At 52.9% G+C, this 19,104-nt stretch carries 12 protein-coding genes; 6 read left to right on the forward strand and 6 right to left on the reverse strand.

From position 1 onward, the window contains the following. Positions 1 to 163 precede the first annotated feature (163 nt). Both FJ147_19665 and FJ147_19670 read right to left on the reverse strand, forming a co-directional pair. Positions 164 to 2,308, reverse strand: a complete 2,145-nt coding sequence (locus FJ147_19665) for an SAM-dependent methyltransferase (protein MBM4258097.1) — start codon at positions 2,306 to 2,308, stop codon at positions 164 to 166. Further along, positions 2,305 to 5,688, reverse strand: coding sequence for an NgoFVII family restriction endonuclease (locus FJ147_19670; GenBank protein MBM4258098.1), 3,384 nt, complete (start codon positions 5,686 to 5,688; stop codon positions 2,305 to 2,307). The genes FJ147_19665 and FJ147_19670 overlap by 4 nt, the downstream gene beginning before the upstream one ends. A gap of 145 nt (positions 5,689 to 5,833) precedes the next feature. On the opposite strand from FJ147_19670, the gene FJ147_19675 reads away from it, so the two are divergent. The 3 genes from FJ147_19675 to FJ147_19685 all read left to right on the forward strand — a co-directional run bounded on the left by FJ147_19675 (position 5,834) and on the right by FJ147_19685 (position 9,427). After that, complete coding sequence (locus FJ147_19675; protein MBM4258099.1) at positions 5,834 to 7,051, forward strand: CoA transferase; 1,218 nt, start codon at positions 5,834 to 5,836, stop codon at positions 7,049 to 7,051. Positions 7,052 to 7,161: 110 nt separating this feature from the next. Further along, positions 7,162 to 8,382: a CoA transferase gene (locus FJ147_19680; GenBank protein ID MBM4258100.1), complete on the forward strand. Its 1,221-nt coding sequence runs from the start codon at positions 7,162 to 7,164 to the stop codon at positions 8,380 to 8,382. Positions 8,383 to 8,491: 109 nt separating this feature from the next. Then, a complete protein-coding gene (locus tag FJ147_19685) occupies positions 8,492 to 9,427 on the forward strand; it encodes a DNA-3-methyladenine glycosylase 2 (protein MBM4258101.1) in 936 nt (311 codons plus the stop codon). Positions 9,428 to 9,578: 151 nt separating this feature from the next. Here the strand turns inward: FJ147_19685 and FJ147_19690 are convergent, their stop codons facing one another. Next, entirely contained in the window at positions 9,579 to 11,006 is a 1,428-nt protein-coding gene (locus tag FJ147_19690) for an IS66 family transposase (protein ID MBM4258102.1), read from the reverse strand. A gap of 569 nt (positions 11,007 to 11,575) precedes the next feature. On the opposite strand from FJ147_19690, the gene FJ147_19695 reads away from it, so the two are divergent. Continuing rightward, positions 11,576 to 12,169 carry a hypothetical protein gene (locus FJ147_19695; protein ID MBM4258103.1) on the forward strand — a complete coding sequence of 198 codons (594 nt, stop codon included), beginning with the start codon at positions 11,576 to 11,578 and terminating at the stop codon, positions 12,167 to 12,169. Between the two features lie 281 nt (positions 12,170 to 12,450). Here FJ147_19695 and FJ147_19700 read toward each other — a convergent pair whose 3' ends face one another. The 3 genes from FJ147_19700 to FJ147_19710 all read right to left on the reverse strand — a co-directional run bounded on the left by FJ147_19700 (position 12,451) and on the right by FJ147_19710 (position 16,545). Next, a complete protein-coding gene (locus tag FJ147_19700; protein MBM4258104.1) occupies positions 12,451 to 13,581 on the reverse strand; it encodes an LLM class flavin-dependent oxidoreductase in 1,131 nt (376 codons plus the stop codon). A gap of 66 nt (positions 13,582 to 13,647) precedes the next feature. Further along, positions 13,648 to 15,276, reverse strand: coding sequence for an NAD(P)/FAD-dependent oxidoreductase (locus FJ147_19705; protein MBM4258105.1), 1,629 nt, complete (start codon positions 15,274 to 15,276; stop codon positions 13,648 to 13,650). A 126-nt stretch (positions 15,277 to 15,402) separates the two neighbouring features. Further along, a complete protein-coding gene (locus tag FJ147_19710) occupies positions 15,403 to 16,545 on the reverse strand; it encodes an LLM class flavin-dependent oxidoreductase (GenBank protein ID MBM4258106.1) in 1,143 nt (380 codons plus the stop codon). 182 nt (positions 16,546 to 16,727) lie between these two features. Here FJ147_19710 and FJ147_19715 point away from each other — a divergent pair, with 182 nt between their 5' ends. Together FJ147_19715 and FJ147_19720 are read left to right on the forward strand one after the other, a co-directional pair. After that, positions 16,728 to 18,059 (forward strand): hypothetical protein, encoded by a 1,332-nt coding sequence (locus FJ147_19715; GenBank protein ID MBM4258107.1) that lies wholly within the window; start codon positions 16,728 to 16,730, stop codon positions 18,057 to 18,059. Beyond that, a partial coding sequence (locus FJ147_19720; GenBank protein MBM4258108.1) for a hypothetical protein occupies positions 17,996 to 19,104 on the forward strand: 1,109 nt, incomplete at its 3' end. The genes FJ147_19715 and FJ147_19720, both read left to right, overlap by 64 nt.

The raw sequence follows: 19,104 nt of genomic DNA on the forward strand, positions 1-19,104 counted from the left end.
GGGCGGCGCGGGCACAGCGCAATCACTTAGCATGTTGTTATCATGCGTGGGTATCCTTGAAAGTGAAAGCTCAAGAACTGGGCCAGACCCTGTATGCCGTGCGGGAGAGTTTGTTTAGTCATTACCTCCGCGCTGAACTACAAAACCCTCATGTCACGGCTTGTTAAGGTCCAAAGCGTAAGTCCTGTGCATCCATTCCATGCTCAGTTTGCATCTCATGGAACTTTTGGAAGGCTCGCTCAACGATTTCAGCATCCTCCTCAATACGGCGAATCGCCTTATCGGTCTCACCAAAAAGAAGCCGACCTTGCCCGGACGTTTCCTGCTCCGCTGCCCGACGAATCTCAGCTAGTGAAACAAACCCCACGAGCGTGTTGCCTGCCCGGATGTTGAAATCGACGTCTGGTAACGGCTCCAGGTGCTTCACCTTGTCGACCTGAGCCACCAGTTTGAGAAAGAGCCGGAGTTTACAGATCTCCACCGCCTCTTCCATGATGCCCACACCGTACAGATTATTGACGATGATCGACTTCAAGATGAAGTACGCGCGGTTGGGGTGACGCTCAACCTCAGCCAAAACTTTACGAAAGTCTTCAAACTTCTTGGAGGAATGGCGTTCACTTGAACGGTCTAAATCTTCGACAAATGCTTGCATCCGTTCCAAGCAGGCTTCGTATAGCGGCTTCAAGATATTGAGCGCAGCAAAAAGAAACGCACCGGAACCACAAGTCGGATCAAGGACGGTAACGCTGGAAATCGCTTGAAAGAAAGCTCTCAGCAGCTCTGGCCCTTCGCATCCGGCGATTACATCTTCAGCAAATTGGCGGATGTTGAGATTGTAGGAAATCAAGTCGTTGATCTGCTGAATGGCGCCACCTGTAAGCTTCTTCCGTAGTTCCAAGCAACGTTGTCGCCGGGCAATATACTCGCGCCAGGTTTCAGTGGGTAGCGCCAAGTTGTTTCCGGTCTTGTCGGGAATAGACGCTGAGCCAAGGTTATACTGTTTGTGAAACATGCGTGCCTTGGGGTCGTGCATGCCAGTCTGGACAAACTCAGGGAGCGCTGACTCCGGAATCACTTCACCATGCTCGTCAATCACACCTTGGCGAACCGCCGGATAGATGTAACGGTCGGGATCATCCCGTAACAATCGCCAGAGAGCGGAGTTCGGTTGAAACGCTATGGCACACTTTTTCTCGGCTGCATCGAATAAATGCGGAAGGATTGTATTTTTGCTGATGTACTCGGTGATGTCCTCTTTGGTGTAATACGCTCCCATCTCCTTCTGGTTGATGTATTTCTCGAAGATGTAGCCCAGGACATCAGGATTGATTTCCTTGTCGTTGCGCAACGGGCGCGTATCTAATGTCCATTCGTATTGGTCAAAGAAAGCAAACAAGTTGTTAAATGCGTCGTCAGGAACATCGATCTTAGGATAGGTCTCTTCCAGTTGGTGTACCTCAAAGAGACCACCATTGAGATACGGCACGTCGCCGAGCAGCTGTACTAAATCGGCATCCAACTTTCGATCTTTCGGCTGCTTGGCAGAGCCTTCATGAAAAAGCGTCAACAAAAAGTAACGATAGAAGGTGTGAAACTTACCCTTACCTTTGCGTTGTTGCACGGCCTCAAGGCGATTCCGTAGATAGTTCGTATCACCAGCTAAGAAACCTTTCTTTTGGATGAAGTACACGAACATCAGCCGATTGAGCATCAACGACGCGTACCAGTCCTTATCCCCCTGTTCAGTAATCCCAGTAATGAACTTGAGAAATGCCGCATGTTCTCTCTTGAACTGGTCGTAAAATTTCTTTGTGACTCGGTCACGATCGAAGGCATCGCGGAGTTTGGGAACAGTACCAGTAAGATCAAGCGCTTCTTCTTGGTCGAGAGGGATGGTAATAGCGTTGAGCTTTTGGATGAGCGCGTCACCGGAATGATGCTGGGAGTCATACGAATGTTCACGGTATGCTGCAGGTTGCCCTGGCTGTCGCGCTACCCATTGCCAGATTTGCGTTTTCTTGTTGCTATCGACAAATATGATCACGTGCTCGTAGGCAGACTTGGCCACGTGCTTGTCGATTTTACGGCGTGTGGCGTAGTTGGGAATCTTGTCATCGCCATGCGACTGACAGATAAAAATCTGCACTCCGCGCTTCTCTGCGAAGGCACGTAGCGGATACGTTTTCCCGTCGATTTGCACGTCGAGGTTTGTGGAGTATCGATCCCAGCCTAATTCTTCAATGAAAAGTTTTTCTAGCTCACAGTTCTTCAGATAGTGCCGAACCCGTGGCACACTGAGCGTCATGCCTCACCTTCCTCAACAGAGCTGGAGAGACCAAGCGAACAAATAATGCGTGGCTCCTTCGACTCTTCCTCCTCATGGACAATGCACAGGCGGTCTTCTTCACGTAGCTCAATCACACGCCGAGCGAGTTCTGTATCGCTAATGCCACTGCGAAGCTGACGATTGAGTGAGTCAACCGCAACCTGGCGCAACGGATAGTTATAAATATCTTCAATCGCTCGATGGAGTTGTTGGCTATCGAACAACGTCCCTTTCACCTCTTCGGCATATCGCTTCAACCGTTCATAAGTCCGGAAACGTGCCCCGGAGGGCCGTCCCAGTTGCCCGCCTAATGTCTTTTCTTCGGTCGCAATAATGTCAACGGCGTTCTTGACCAAATCGTGATGATTCTCTTGCCGAGGGAGTGCTGGAGTATCAGGTTCACACGCAGATGCTTTCAGGATAGCAAACTGTGACTCTGTGACTGGCGTGCCACCTTTATCGAGCCAAGCCAGTGCATTATTTCCTTCGGCAGTAAGAACGTACGCGAGCACCCCTTCGGGTTGTCCTGAGGTAGCCACATGCGGCTTGGTCGAGTACACAACATTAGGCAGATCAGGAATGATCTTTTGCAAGGCTGGATCGCGGTCGATCGCATTTTTCCAAATCTGATAGGCGTAGGAACCTAGATCAACCTCAGTGTCAGCGTCACCATCCAGAATGCCAGATTTCTCAGTAAAAAGGTCCCGAATGGCCTGCTCATTCTGGTCGTCCTCAAAGAACATCTCATCGGTTCCAACGACCTCTGCATTTTCGCGCAACCGTTGACGTACGCGAGCACGCAATCGAATAATGCGTTCAACTCCATCGGCAGGTAGAAACGTGTAGCAGCGTATTTCCTCGGCCTTTTGCCCGATACGGTCCACACGTCCGGCTCGTTGGATCAAGCGAATAATGGCCCAGGGCAAGTCGTAGTTCACGATGATGGCCGCATCTTGCAGGTTTTGTCCTTCACTCAACACGTCGGTGGCAACGAGTCGGTCAAGTTCCTCAGTAGGCGGAACTTGACTGCGTTTCTGATTACTTTCAGGACTGAAGCGCCAGGCAACTTTTGTGGGGTTTTCGGTATCACCCATGACTGCCATCACGCGTTGAATACCGCGAGCCTGTAATTGTTCGGTGAGATACAGAACAGTGTCAGCAAACTGCGTAAAGATGAGCACCTTCTCATGCGGGTGCTTCTGCATCAGCAGTTCGCACAGTTTTGTTAACTTGGCATCACGCTCTGGCTGCCAGTCGCCACATTTTTCCAGTATGCCTAACAAGGCCTTGATGTCAGCCTTTAAGTCCTTGATCAGTTGCGCTTGAAACCGATCTGCCCGTAACCAACGGAACCGTTTTTTCAGTGGCCCAGCATAGGTCCGGTAGATTTCCACGGCTCGCTGATAAAAATCTTTGTCTGTACGAAGGTGACCGTTAGAGTTGTGGGTCGCCTGGCCGGTTTCTTCCTCTTCCGTTGTAAAGAGGTCGTTATCGGTATCGTCGAAACGAGCATCAAGCAGACTCGCGTCCTGTGTACCAATCGGAATGGCTTCATTGTTTTCTAGTGCGTACACATAAACGTAGTTACGCAGAATGTGACGCTCAATCGACAGCAAAAATGCCTGCCCGCTGCTCTCCAAGCGTTTGAAGAGATTGGTGCGACAGAACCCCATCAGCCGTTTTCCGGCACGGGATAGGTCAGCAATGATTCTGGTCTCTGCAGCAGTTGGCGGATCGTGCGGGCGCTCATTAATATAATTACCCAATCCATAACGAGGTAACGTGAGCTTATTGATGGTGTCGACGATGGCGGTTGAATAGAGACGTGCGTACTGATCGCGTGGATCTTTTTCGTCAATCGTAAACTTCACCGTAAGCGGCTGGCGCACGGGGCAATATGACCGAGAGCCATCCGCAAAGGTCAGATATTTGCGACCAGAGCGAGGATCAGTTTCCGCATAGTTGTCTTGAATAAAACTGCGAGTGCGACGCACCAGATAGAGTCGCATGAGTTCTCGCCAGTCATCAGCGTGCTGACTTTTTTCAAAGGCAGCAAGTGAACGAACGGCACACTGATGACGACGAATGAACTCAGTCTCGCCAATGTCACGTAAGAGGTTTTCTGGACGAATCCCAACGTCTGCGTCTTCAGGAATGAACAAGCGCAGTTGATTCGATAAGTCGATGTACGTTTTATTGTACGGAGTAGCGGAGAGAAGGATTACCTTACTCTCATTCTTACGAATGTATTCCTGAATTACTCTGTAACGTTTTCCTTCCCGATTTCGCAAGTTGTGACTTTCATCAATGAGAACAAGCCGATGGCGAGGAAGGTCAGATAACTCAGTGAGAGCCCGACTGATAGAAAGCACTTTAGCACGCAACCTATACCGCATGCGGTAATCTTCCCACATTGGCACGAGATTTTTAGGGCAGATGATGAGCGTTTCTAGATACTGGTCTTCTTCAAGAATACGGGCAACTGCGGTTGCCATTAACGTCTTACCAAGACCCACAACATCGCCAATCAGTACCCCTCCACGTTTGTTTAAGTGGTGCGCGGCAATTTTTACTGCCGCAATCTGAAAATCGAAAAGGTATTTATCGAAGTCGCGTGGCACCCTAAACTCTGAGAGTCCGGCACGCGCTTCTTGTGAGAGGTGATACGCCATCTTCAGATAGACGTGATATGGAGGCAGCGTCTCCTCTCGCGCCCAGCTTTCTTCAATCATGTCGATCAACTCTTTCGAGATATCGACGCACCAGCGATCATGCCAGCGATCCTCAAACCACTGAGCAAGTTTCTGGCATGCATCATGGTCAAGCACGTCGATATTCAGCTCGCCTTGCTGCGCAAGACCAGCAAAGGTCAGATTGCTACTCCCAAGGTAACCAATTGTTGGGCTGATAGGATCAGGACGAAAAAGTAAGTACAGCTTCGCATGCAAAGGATGGCGCAGGAACAGCTTGACAACCACCTTCTTGGCCCGAATCTGTGTAGCGAGACGCCGGAGTCCTACTTCATCTTCATTGGTCGGAATACCGATCATGAGTTGATTGCGGAATTCTTCGGCCAATTTCTTTTTCTCACGAATTGCGGTCTGATTATCGATGCCTCCATCATCCCCTTGGCTACCAAAGGCGGCACTCAGATCTTTCTGTGGCAGTCGCTGCATTCCCACCAACAGACGGCAGCAACTGCCCTCGCCTCCTGCCCAACGGTCAATGTGTTCATCTATGGCCTTCCAGCCACGGAGGTTAAAGTAGCCGACACAAAAATCGGCATGCTCTGAAAGCGCAAGTGTTCCCCGTAAGGCTGGCAGAAGCGAAAGGTCAATGTTGTCGAAAATGCGCGGCATTTCTCCCCCTACCACTTCACGTTAGCAAATAGCGACGCTAGAGAATATCGTCAAACGTCACTTTGCTTTTGATCTCTGGCCTAGAGTCCCTCCCCTGTGCTACAGTCCGCTTCAATCATACCCATTGCTAAAGGAGGACTGCCGTATGCCCAAGCCGTTAGAAGGAATTCGCGTGCTCGATTGGACAATTTGGCAACAGGGGCCAGTTTCTACCATGATGCTCGGCGATCTTGGCGCTGAGGTGATTAAGCTTGAAGAACGCGTTGGCGGAGACCCCGGTCGCGGGGTCATGAGCATCGGTGGAGCGTCAACCAGCGCTGCAGGGCAAAAGAATTACTACTTCGAGGCCAATAATCGCCATAAGAAAAGCCTCACGCTCAACCTGAAAACTCCAGAAGCGCGCGAGATCGTCTATAAGCTAGTCGAGAAGTCTGACGTCTTTGTGCAAAACTTCCGCAAAGGTGTCGCTGGAAAACTTGGTCTCGGGTATGAAGCCCTCTCGAAGTACAACCCCAAACTCATTTACGCCAGCGCAACTGGCTATGGCCCGGAAGGCCCTGACTCAGGCGAGCCTTCGTTCGACTACATGGGACTTGCCCGCTCCGGCATTATGAATGCCATTGGCGAACCGAATATGGAGCCGATGAACATCGCTGGCGGCATTGCCGATCAGATGGGAGCAATCATGCTGGCCTACGGAGTCATTACCGCATTGTTTGCGCGTGAGCGGTTCGGCGTTGGCCAGGAAGTCGATACCTCACATCTTGGTAGCATGATGATGCTGCAAGGACTCAACTTGTCTTCACGTCTGATCCTCGGCAAAGAATTCCGTCGTGCGTATCGTACCAAGGCGCCAAATCCATTGTGGAATCACTATAAGTGTAGCGATGGACAATGGGTCTGCCTGGCGATGATTCAGGCTGACCGCTACTGGCCAGATTTCTGTAAGGCGTTGGGTATCAAAGAGTTAGAAAAAGACGAACGCTTCGCCAATATGGCAATTCGCACGAAGAACGCCGAAGCGTTGATCGCCGTCCTCGATCAACGCTTTGCGTCTAAGTCACGTGATGAATGGATGTCGATCCTCAAACATGGCGGTGACTTCATCTACACCCGCGTCAACACCATTAACGACCTCCCTGAAGACCCACAAATGCTAGCGAATGATTATGTGGTTCCGTACGACCATCCGACCTGGGGAAACGTCAATATCGTCGGGGTTCCGGTACGATTGAGCAAAACTCCTGGTGACCCACGCGGTGCGGCTCCAGAGTTCGGCGAACATACCGAACAGATTCTCGTTGATATGCTCGGCTATTCGTGGGAAGACGTAGGACGGATGAAGGAGAAAGAAGTCATTTAGGGGTTGGGGGCTAGGGGCTGGGGGCTAGTCAAGACAAAGAAGGTTCACTCTGTCTTCAGCACTCATTACTCAGCCCTCATTGCTCATTACTGATATAAGGAGGGCAACATATGTCACACAAACCATTAGACGGAGTACGCATCATCGATTGGACAATCTGGCAGCAAGGGCCGGTATCAACCATGATGCTCGCGGACCTTGGCGCTGAAGTGATCAAAGTTGAAGAGCGGGTCGGTGGCGACCCAGGACGCGGAGTCCTCAGCATTGCTGGAGCCATGGTCGGTGCCACCAGCGGACCGAATTTTTACTTCGAGGCCAATAATCGCCACAAGAAGAGTCTCACCGTTGACCTGAAAAAGCCAGAGGCTTTAGAGATTATCTACAAACTCGCGGCAAAATCAGATGTATTTGTACAGAACTTCCGCAAAGGCGTCGCCGATAAACTCGGTATCGGTTACGAAGCCTTAAAGAAACATAACCCCAAACTGATTTACGCCAGCGCCACTGGCTACGGACCGTTTGGACCAGACTCAGCCGAGCCCTCATTCGACTACATGGGCTTAGCACGCTCGGGCATTATGACTGCCGCTGGCGAACCCGATATGGACCCGCTCGCGATCACTGGTGGTATTGCCGACCAAATGGGCGCAATCATGATGTCATATGGCATATTGGCCGCGCTTATTGCTCGCGATAAATACGGTGTTGGACAACAGGTCGACTGTTCGCACCTTGGTAGCATGACGGCCCTACAAGGTCTCAATGTCTCGTGTAAGGCCATCCTCGGCAAAGAGTTCAAACGTATGCCACGGGCGGCAGCTCCGAGTCCGCTCTGGAATCACTATCTGTGTAGCGACGGCAAATGGATTTGCTTAGCTATGGCGCAACAAGATCGCTACTGGCCATCGTTCTGTAAAGTGCTTGGCATTGAACAGGCGCTGAAGGATGCACGCTTTGAAACGATGGCGAAACGCGCAGAGAATGCCAAAGACTTAATCCCCATTCTCGACAAAGCGTTTGCCTCCAAGCCGCGAGACTACTGGATGAAAGCGCTCAAAGAGGGCGGCGATTTCATCTATACGGTTGTGAACTCGATCGATGATCTCATGCGCGACGAGCAGATGATCCAGAACGACTATATCGTTGACTACGATCATCCACGCATTGGCAAAACCAAACTCGTCGGGTTCCCGCTGCGGCTCAGCGAAACGCCTGCCGACCCGCGTGGCGCAGCCCCAGAGTTTGGCGAACACACCGAGATGATCCTCACCGAGTTGCTCGGCTACTCGTGGGAAGAGGTTGGTGAGTTGCGGGAGAAAGAAGTCATTTAGGTGTTAGGGGTTGGGGGCTAGGGGTTAGGGATTAGAAAAGAACACAAACCAAAGAGTTTTTTCCCAACCCCTTTTAGCCCAGCACCCAACACCTCACACCCAGCACCTTATGTCGACTCAACGTTTCACACTGACACCTGTTCCCCCTTATAATTTCGACCTCACCGTTCACCGCTTTCTCCGCTTCAAAGACGAGATTGTAGACAGGGTTACTCCTCGCCAGTATCAGCGCTTACTGTCAGTTGATGGAAACCTGATCCTCGCAACGGTGACGGACGAAGGCACCCCAGCAAAACCACAGCTCGGCATTGAATTACAAAGTAAAGGCAGGGTTGGTCTCGAGCGCCCAGAAATCGTGGCCCAACTTCGCCACATTCTCTGTACGGATCTCGACCTCAAACCATTCTATCGCCTGGCAAAGATCGACGAGGTTCTTACGACGATCGCCCCACGGTTTCGCGGCCTCAAACTCGTGCAAAGTCCGACCGTGTTTGAAGCACTCGTGGGAGCTGTTTTGGCACAACAAGTGAATCTCACATTCGCATATTCGATCAAAAAGGAACTTGTCGAGACCTTTGGCGAAAAATGGCGAACCAATGGTGAGATACATCATGCCTTCCCTGCCCCGGAGCGTTTTGCTGAACAGAAAGAAGAAGACCTGCTGCATTTTCGTTTGAGTCGTGCCAAAGCAGGTACGCTGGTTCGTCTTGGACAAGCATTTGCCTCGGGTTCCGTGCAGGACACTGACCTAAGACAACGTTCGGACGAAGAGATCATTACTCAACTGACGCACATCAAAGGTATCGGTCGCTGGAGCGCTGACATCGCCCTGATGCGCGGCTTAGCCCGATTCGACGCCTTTCCTGGAGGGGACTTAGGCGTAGTAAAATATGTTGCTCAAGGATTGCTCGGTAAAGCCGAGAAAGCGACAGAAGCCGAGATGCGCGCATTTGCTGAACGGTGGAAACCGTATCGTGGATTGGCGTTGATTTATTGCTATGCGGAGTTGATACGGAGAGAAGCTGAGAGAAAGGCCGTAGGCTGAAGGCTGCAGGGCGAAAAGTCAACAGTGGAAACAGTTCTCTGTTCCAACTGTCTTCCTTGTCCTTGGTCTTTTGCCCTCCCTATAGCCTACGGCCTATAGCCGTAAAAGTTCAGGGGCTGGACTGCTGTTCCAGTGCGAGCTCACCTCAAGTTTACGGGACGAGCGAGGGCACTGGACGCTGGGTATAGAACGCCTGACAACAGGCGGTGAGATAGCTCAAGGCATTGCGGTGTTGTTGTTGACAACTCATCAACACCGTCAACATCGAGGCCACAAAGCGACTGCCCCTTTCACTCTGCGTGCCAAAACTCACTTTGCGCCACAAGACGGCGCCGCGGAGACTTCTTTCGGCGGCATTATTTGTGGGGTCGATTCCTTCCACCCGCACGAACGTCCACAACGCAGCCTCGCGCGCCAGTAATTCTTTACACGTGGCGGCCGTCTTGGGACAGGCGTTCTGGGTGCCCCATTCTAACTCCATCTTGAAGGAGGCCCGTAACGTGCCCACATAAGATTGCAAGGTCGAGCGTTTCCACGTGCCATCACGGGCCCAATGCCACCAGGCAAACAACACGTGGGCATGTTCAAGCAGCGCAAGCCCGACCACTTGCCCCGGCCCTCCGCGATCAATCATGGCTTGGAAATCTCTCACTACATGTGCCCAACACAGCTGGCGTCGGCGCAACGGCTGGCTGTCATAGGCTTTGGCGCGATCGCTGGTAATCGTCCCGCTATACCAGTCGCCGACTAATTTCTGTAGCTCCGCCGCGCCTCGTCCGCTCGCCACTGTGAAGACACTGAGCTGCGTCGTCACCAGCGTCCACAACGTGCGCCGCTTCCAGCGTTCCTTCCAACTCGTCTCATCAATATTGAGATCACAACTCTGGACATACACCGCCGCTTCTTCTACCGCCGGCGCCACGGCCTTCGTCACCGTCTGTTCGATCTGACAAATCTCGCCCACCGACAACTCGATTCCTAACACGTCGCGACAAAAACTCACGACCATGCGCTTGCTCATCCGAGAGCCGCCCGTACAGAGCGCGACGATACTCGCCAAGCGCGGGCCATAGCAGGTTGCTAACACGCCGGCGGGCAATTCCCCGCACGTCGTGATCCCACACCCCGCACACCGTAATCGATGGAGTTGATATTCGGTGAGCTGCGGTTGCACGGGCGGCAGGTCCACCACTTGGTGCCGGATCGGCGCGGGATCACTGCCCGTTAAGTGTCCCCCACAGCGCCGACACTGCTCGGGTTTGCAGGTCACCACTGTATCCACTTTCTCGAGGGGCACGAGTGCCCGCTGATGCGGGGCATGCCCAAGCTGGCCGCCTGCTTTCCGTCCCGACGCCGGTTTCGGCGGCTTACGCTTGACGTGCGGCCCATCACTCGAGGGTGGCTTGGAGGAGTTCTGCGAATTCTGATTGAGTCGCGCCGTGACTTCTCGCACTTCGGCTTCCAATTGCGTAATGCGCTGCTCATAGTACTCCACCATCGCATGCATCACGACTTGGACAGGTTCGGGAGCTTGCTCCCAGACCTCGACGGGCACAATGGCAGGGCGCTTCTGCGTCACGCCGCTCTCTCTATCTCATCTCTCACTTTCCCTCAAGTCTGAGGGGTGAACATTTACGAGTAGAGGACCCGTCGGCAAGCGTTTCGTCGCGTCCAGACACCGCCGATGATTCGGCTCGTTCCTATTGACCAGAGCGGCCAGAGGACCGGCTTCCGTGAGTGTCACACGTGTCCTCGGCGCTGTCTGTTCACAAACCCTTGGCCAAAGCGTTGCTCGCAGTTTTCTCAGAGCGCTTCGGTCGTTCCACTGACCGTGCCTGCATAGCCCGAGTGGAGCTAATCCCTAACTTCTTGTTTCCTCTCGCTCTGTTCTTTCTGCTTCGACCTTCGCTCTCGGCTTTTGCTTCCGACTCTGTGGGCTCTCGTCACGTACCTTTCGCTTCGGTCTTCCGTCTTTATCTGGGCCCTTCATGGCCGTTGGGCTCCGGGGGCTATGGTGGCTGTCGTTGTAGGGGTTCTCGGTAGGAAGCTTTTTCTTCCTCCTGTATGTGGCCTTCCGAGAGTTTCCCGCGGTTTTCTTTCAGAGTCCCCCCTAACATTCGCGCTACCCAGCTTGGTGTGTCGGGTTCGGTGGCGCGATGGTTAAGTACCACGTTCGATCCCCTATTGCCTGCTAGCCCCTCCCTCGTAGTTGCCCTTGTTCAGCTCGATCACCTGCCGCTGAATGCTACGGCGACAGAACCTTTGTGCCTCTTTCAGCGTTTCGTGCCGGTTGCAGGCAAGGAGTCTCAAGCTTACGTTCCAATCCCCAAGAAATTGCATACGCTTCAGAAGAGTTCCGATCAGACCAAGGCGTGGTGGGTCCGCTCTGCGCTGATCGGGTCGCCGAAACTTGAAGCACAGAATCGACGCGGTATCGCCAACTCCCAGGGTTACTCGCCGGATGTCCGACCAAGGAATGAAGCTGCACTTCTTCCGAACGTCCGAGATGCCGTCAATGTCGATGGTGACGACCGGCCCCTTGTATCGCCAGGGATGAACAATAGTGGGCAAGAAGGGAAGAACGAGCGGCACGCCAAAGACTACGGCAACTCCGCCAACGAGCTGGGCGAGGAAATGGCCACTGACCAAGCCTGCGAACGTCCAGAAGACAATCCAGCCCACCATCCAAACGAAGAAACCCGTGGCCGCGATGACCGCAACGGGCGAGTAGTAGAGCTCTAGCTTGTCTTTTGCCTGAGGAGTGCGAGTTGAGCTCTTTGACATCGAGGCCTGCCTTGTCGTTTTGGGGCCTAACTAAAATTGAACGTCACTGACTGTTTCCATTAGCAGAAACAAGTTGCCAGTACGATACACATGTTTCTAGATCCACCAACTCTGACGTTGCTATACGTAGAGACTCGTTAAACATGGCCGGGATATGTAGATGCACGAAGCTGATGTTCGGCATCTACATATAGGTGGTTCTTCGGTGGGAATTGCCTCGGTCGTCGGCAGCGAGATTCTTATTTTGCCACGGCTGCGGCAGCGGCAGGAAGCACGTTCACTGGTTGACGACGGGCTTTGGGTTGCCAGCTCTTTACCTCAGGCGCGACTTCTTTGGCAAAGAGGCGCATGTTTTCTTCGACATCAGCGTACGGTGTGCTGAAATAGCTGAATGCACCGTTAACCTCAAAATCACCGACGATTTCGCGCCGATGTCGCAACGTCTCGGAAATCATGTCTGGTGTGCCCCACAGATTCGAGGCGATGAACTGTTCAATGACTGCGTCGTGCCCAGCAGCGTTGATCTGCTCAGCTGCTTTGGCGTAGTGCTGGTATGAACTCCCCGTCGATGCGAAATTGGCCGCATCATCCATGCGATAGTGTTCCATCAAGGTCCAGTAGTAGCCAACGATCCCGCGTCGCGCGATTTCTTCAGCCTTTTTCTTGGTCGGGAAGCAGGAGATGAAGTCAACGATGCTGATCGGTGGTGCTTCTTCGCCGTTGTTATACTTGCGATACTCGGCCCGGTAGTCTTCGAGCAGCGGAGCAGCGGTTTCCCATGGCCCTTGCGAGAACATCATCGAGCCAAGCCCAAGCTGGGCTGCGACTGAGAAGGACTCTGGTGACATGCACACCATGTAACGCCGACCTTTGAAACTCTTGAAGGGTCGTGGGCGCACTTCGATGCGGTTTTGCTGGAAATACTTGGTATTGGCTTCGACGACACCACTCTCCAAACCATCAATAACGATTTTCGCCGCTTCATTGAAGCGTTCACGGGCTTCGTTCATGTTCACACCAAAGCCAGCATACTCACGACGGGAGAGCCCGCGGCCAAGACCAAGAACGGCGCGCCCATCGGACAGATGATCCAACAGCGCCATCTTCTCAACCACGCGCATTGGGTTGTTCCAGGGCAGGATAATAGCACCCGTGCCAAGTTCGATCCTCTCTGTGCGGGCGGCAATGTAGCTGAGGTACTGCATGTTATCTGGGCACATCGAGTAGTCAAAGAAGTGATGCTCCACCGGCCAGATAACATCGAAACCCATCCCTTCGGCTTCGATCAGTAAGCGCGTCTCGTGCTTGTACATGTCGCGATCGTTGTAATCTTTATGCGCAGGAAAAACGTTTTGGATTCCTATCTTCATACCGTCTCCTCCTTCAGTAGTTCTGGCTCATGGCCTAATCATGACCTATCCATGATGCGTCATATTTTATTGGAGAACAAATCCCTCATAGCCGTTGGCTGCCACGTCCAAACACTTCTGTCGATACGCTGGAGCAGTATTGGCATACAGAAGCATCGTGCGCTTCTTACCCGGAATGTTCTGCCCCATGAACCACGACTTGGCGTCGCCCAACAGGGTGTACGACCCCAACTCATTCGCATGATCCACCCACGCTTCTTCCGCTTGCTGGGTTGGCGCAATACGTTTGTACCCCTTCTCGCGAATATAACGAATACAGTCGGCAATCCATTCGACAATCGACTCTGCACAGACTGTGTAGTTACAGAACGCAGCGTTGGTGGCGATGAACATATTCGGGAAGCCTGCGGTTTGCAGTCCTAAATAGGTGCTGAGTCCTTTATTGACCCATTTCTCCTTCAGCGATACTCCACCTTCGCCGCGAATATCTACAGAAGTCAACGCCCCAGTAATGGCATCAAACCCCGTGGCATAAATAATGACATCGAACTCGTATTCCTTCTCACTCGTCTTGACGCCCTTCGCTGTAATCGCCTCAATCGGTGCCTTGCGCACGTCGACGAGCAAGACATTGGGCTGGTTGTATGTCTCGTAATAATTGGTTTCCAACGGAATACGTTTCGAACCGAACGGATGATCCTTCGGACAGAGCATCTCCGCCACCACCGGATCTTTGACCCGTGCACGGATCTTATTGCGTACGAATTCGGCGAAATCCTCGTTGGCCTCGCGGTTGGTCATGATGTCGTGAAAGTTCGATAACCATTTTGTAAAACCAGGTTGCGCCCACAACTCTTCATAACGTTTGAGTCGCTCTTCTTTGGACACGTCAAAGGTGTTGCGCGGATCGAAGTTATAGGGAAAACCCACCGGCGTCTGGCGAATCTGTTTGTGGATGTCGTCGTAGTTGGCTTTCCATTTTTTCTGGGTCTCGTCGGACACCGAACCATTGCGCAACGGTGCGCAATAATTGGGCGTGCGCTGGAAGACAGTGAGATGGGCAACTTCTTTGGCGACGATCGGAATCAGTTGCACGGCAGTAGCGCCAGTACCAATGACAGCCACGCGTTTGCCAGTAAAATCGACTTTCTCTTTCGGCCAGCGTGAGGTGTGGAACGACTGGCCTTTGAAACTGTCGATCCCTTGGAATGGCGGCGTATAACGCGCCGACAGAATACCCATCGCCGAGACAAGAAATTGTGTTCGTACCCGCTGGCCACTTTCCAGTTCAACATCCCAGCGATTAGTTTTCTCATCGTACGTCGCCCCTTTAACCCGTGAGTTGAACTGGATGTGAGGGCGGAGATTGAACTTGTCGGCAACGAAGTTGAGGTATTTTTCGTTTTCCGGTTGGCCGGAATAATGCTCCTTCCAGTTCCACTCCTGCAACAATTCCTTGGACCAGGAATAACCGTAGGTTTCACTCTCGGAATCGAAGCGGCAGCCCGGATAGCGGTTCCAATACCAGGTGCCGCCTACCCCACTGCCATCCTCAAAGCATCGTACGGAAAGCCCGAGTTCCCGAAGTCGGTACAGTTGGTACAAACCAGAAACACCGGCGCCGATAATTATCGCATCATATTCGTTCACCACTCCCACTGGGGCAGTCGGTGTCGTCTGTTGTGCAGTCGCCATGTCGTCCCTCCTCTCGTCTGGGTCTGAAATTCTTTGCCAATCCTGCTTTTCTAGCCGAAATTGCACATTCGGCGCAAGGGTTCACTACATGATCACGTCAGGGCGCACATTCGGCGCCGCTACACTTCACGCCGCTTCTGCCTGCATCGGCTGCGGATACATCTCTTTCAGGGCTGGCATGACTTCGCGTGCGAACAATTGCATACTCTTCTCAGCGGCTTTCATCGGCATGCCACCATACCTGAAAATGAACATGATTTCGGAAGTGCCAAACGCTTCAGCCAAGCGTTTGACCTTGGCAATGATTTGATCAGGCGTCCCCCACGGATGTTCTCTGACAAACGCTTTGCGGAAAATATCGACATCCTTGTGGAGAGCCTCGGTCATCGCCCCGTACGACTCATAGCCATGAATCCCGCCCAGATGTCCCCTGAGAAGTTCATAGTGCCGCAAGGCAGAGTCCGCGTATTCAACCATATACTGCTCAGCGCCAGCGCGCGCGTCACTTTCCGTTTCACCACAGTAGGTCCACAACGCTAACTTGGTATCCGATGGTGCATGACCCGCTTGGCTGCGGAGCTGCTGATACATACGAGCGTTCAGCAGTGCATTTTCTAGGGAGGTTGTCGGAATGATCAATGGCCGCACATCATGTTTGGCAATGATCTGTACGGTCTCGGCGGTACCACCTGCGCAGTACAGGTTGGCACTGAGATCACCCGCAGGCTGCGGACGCAGCCGCACATCTTTGAGCTGATAATGTTTGCCGGAGAATGTGCAATGCCCTGTAGCGAGCAGTTGACGGACAATCTGTAAACTCTCGTCAAACAGATCACGGGCGTCACCCTGATCTACACACATACCGGCATATTCACGTCGTCCAAGACCACGACCGACGCCGCAGATGATCTCACGGTTCGGCCCCAGCAACGCGTCGAGCATGTTGACATCTTCGGCGACACGAACCGGATTGTGCCACGGCAAGACCACAACCATCGTGCCGAGATCAACACTTTTTGTGACTCCAGCCAGGTAGGTGAGAAATTGTAGTGGATTGGTCACCATCGTATAGGGAGTGAAGTGATGTTCCACTGTCCACACGCTGTCGAAGCCGGTGTCGTCGGCAATACGGGCGATGTTGACCTCTTCGAGGAAGATCGAACGATCTGAGATCTCCGGTCGCGCCGCGGTCTTCTCTCCGCGCTCCTCGGCCTCGTAACGGTCCCAGTCTTTATAGTTCTGTACGAATATCGTGGCTCCAACACGCATGCGAACGTCCTTTCTGTCCCTTCCATTCAATGGTCCGCACCTCAGGGAACAAAGTGCCTGGTAAAGGCCGTAACAGTCTCAGAAGCAGTTGTCCAGAGAGACGCTCGGGGACAAACCGTGCCGCGGGCAAACAAAGCGTTAACCCCTCTCCAATACCACTGCTCCATGCTAGGATGCGCAGTATGTCAGAGGCGAGTTCGTTCACACCGTTAGAGCAGGCGTACCTTAATTTTGATCAAATCCGCCCCATTGATCCCAAGGGAGAGGATGCGAAGTTTCATATTGAATTGAAGGCCAAGTCAGTCCAACGACTCTTTCTTGATCTGAAGCTTCAAGCACGAAATAACCTCAAAATTCTCTTCTCTGGTCACAAAGGTTGTGGCAAATCTACGCAACTCAATTATCTTGCCGCGACCCCAGAGATCAAATCCGAGTTTCTCGTCGTCAAGTATTCGATTCAAGATTTGTTGAATCCAGATGATTTGGATCATATCGATCTCCTCGTTTCGATGGCACTCAAAACCTATGAAGCTGCGCAAGATGCAGGCATTAGGGCCTCTTCACAATTGCAGAAAAAGATCCAGGAGTTGGCCGATCAATTACACGGCCTGATTGCGCGAACTACTACCACCAGTAGCGGGCGTAGCGGCAACACCGGCGCCAAAGGCAAAGTTGGACTGCCATCGATCCTCGATTTCATTAAGGCGCAGTTTTTTGCGCGCTATCAGGTTGAGTTCGCCACACGGGATGAAATCCGTAAACATTATCGTCCCCGCCTCAATGAGTTGATTGATACGCTGAACGCGATTCTTGACGAGATACGTCTGAGCTTACCGACGCAAAAAAATATCCTGATCCTGATTGATGACACTGACAAAGCGCCGCTGGACAAAAGTCTGGAAGTCTTTGAGCGTGACGGACTCCATTTGGCCAAACCAAAGTGCTGCGTGATCTACGTTATCGATATGGCGTTGGTCTGTTCGGCCCGCTTTCGCGCCACTGCCAACACGATCGGCAAGGAAACTATTCTGCCCAACCTCCGTCTGACCAATGTTACGGGTGACATCGACGAAGAAGCAAAAGCCAATCGTGCCCTGTTCACACAAATAGCGTACAGTCGCATGGATCGCTCGTTGATTGACGAGGATGCACTCAATGAAGTCATTACCATGAGTGGCGGAGTGATGCGCGAGTTCATGGCGTTAGTGGCAAAGAGCTTGAGTAACGCACTGATAGAACAGCGACCACGAGTCAGCCGAGTAGATGTGGACCGGGCAGTGATCGATACCCGCAACAGTTTTCCGTTGCGCGCTGACCATATCGAGATGCTCCAAGAGGTATTACGCGACCCACGATGGTATACCACCAGTCGTGTGGAAGATGAGAAGTCGCCAGTCTTGGAACTGCTGCATACACTCGCCTTGTTGGAGTATCGCAATGGTGAGGAAAAGTGGCGGCAACCGCATCCCTGCTTGAGAAAACTGCTGGAGCGACCGCGTGTCGAGCAGCCATGAGCGAAGTATCGCCCCTCGAACTGCAGGATCGTTTAGAAATCCCCCGCATTGCACTGACCATGCGGCTGCGCCTGAACAAAGGTGGGCTCTACATCTTTGCCGCGGAAACAGAGGATGCGCGTCAGGCGGTGCTCAATGCTCTGGCAAAAGAGATCAACACCAAGGTCACGTGGCGTGAAGTCGAGATTACCTCGCGACGTTACGACCTCTTCCTCTATCTTCAACATCTTGTGCAGAAAGAACGGATTGATACGCGGCACACCATCTTTTCTGTCACCGGCTTGCCGAAGGCTATTCGCGCGCAGCAAAAAAAATCCCCTCAACAACAGCCACCGCTGTGTGTGAATGCGCTCAATGTCCGTCGCGAGGTCATTGCCGATCACAACCTGTCAGTCGTGCTCTGGGTTGATGAAGAAACACGCAAGCGACTGCCATACGACGCGAAAGACTTTTGGGCATTTCAGTTGGAGACACGTTGCTTTCGTGACGCCGCGGCGCGACAACGTGAGCACTTCGCTCCGTCACCACCAGTGCCGTTGGACCAAGAGATTGCCGAGTTGCGGGATTTGTTGCAGCGCTATCGCGAACGCCGGTCCGATGACAAGGGAGGGATGGCTGCCATCGCCTGGGATCTAGGCGTCAAACTAACGGAACGTTCTCAGTTTCTAGCTGCACAAGAAGCCTTAACAGAATCCTTATGGTTGTATCGCGAGGTCGGCGATGTCCGGGGTCAAGCCTTTGCCGTGAGTGAGCTGGGGACTATTGCGCGGGTGCGGGGCGAGCTGGACGCGGCCCAGCGCTCTCAGCACGACGCGTTGCAGTTGTTTCGCGAGGTCGGCGATGTCCAGTGCCAAGCCTTTGCCGTGAGTGAGCTGGGGACTATTGCGCGGGTGCGGGGCGAGCTGGACGCGGCCCAGCGCTCTCAGCACGACGCGTTGCAGTTGTTTCGCGAGGTCGGCGATGTCCGGGGTCAAGCCTTTGCCGTGAGTGAGCTGGGGACTATTGCGCGGGTGCGGGGCGAGCTGGACGCGGCCCAGCGCTCTCA

This window comes from Deltaproteobacteria bacterium (genome assembly GCA_016874775.1).
Classification (GTDB): Bacteria; Desulfobacterota; Binatia; order Bin18; family Bin18; genus VGTJ01.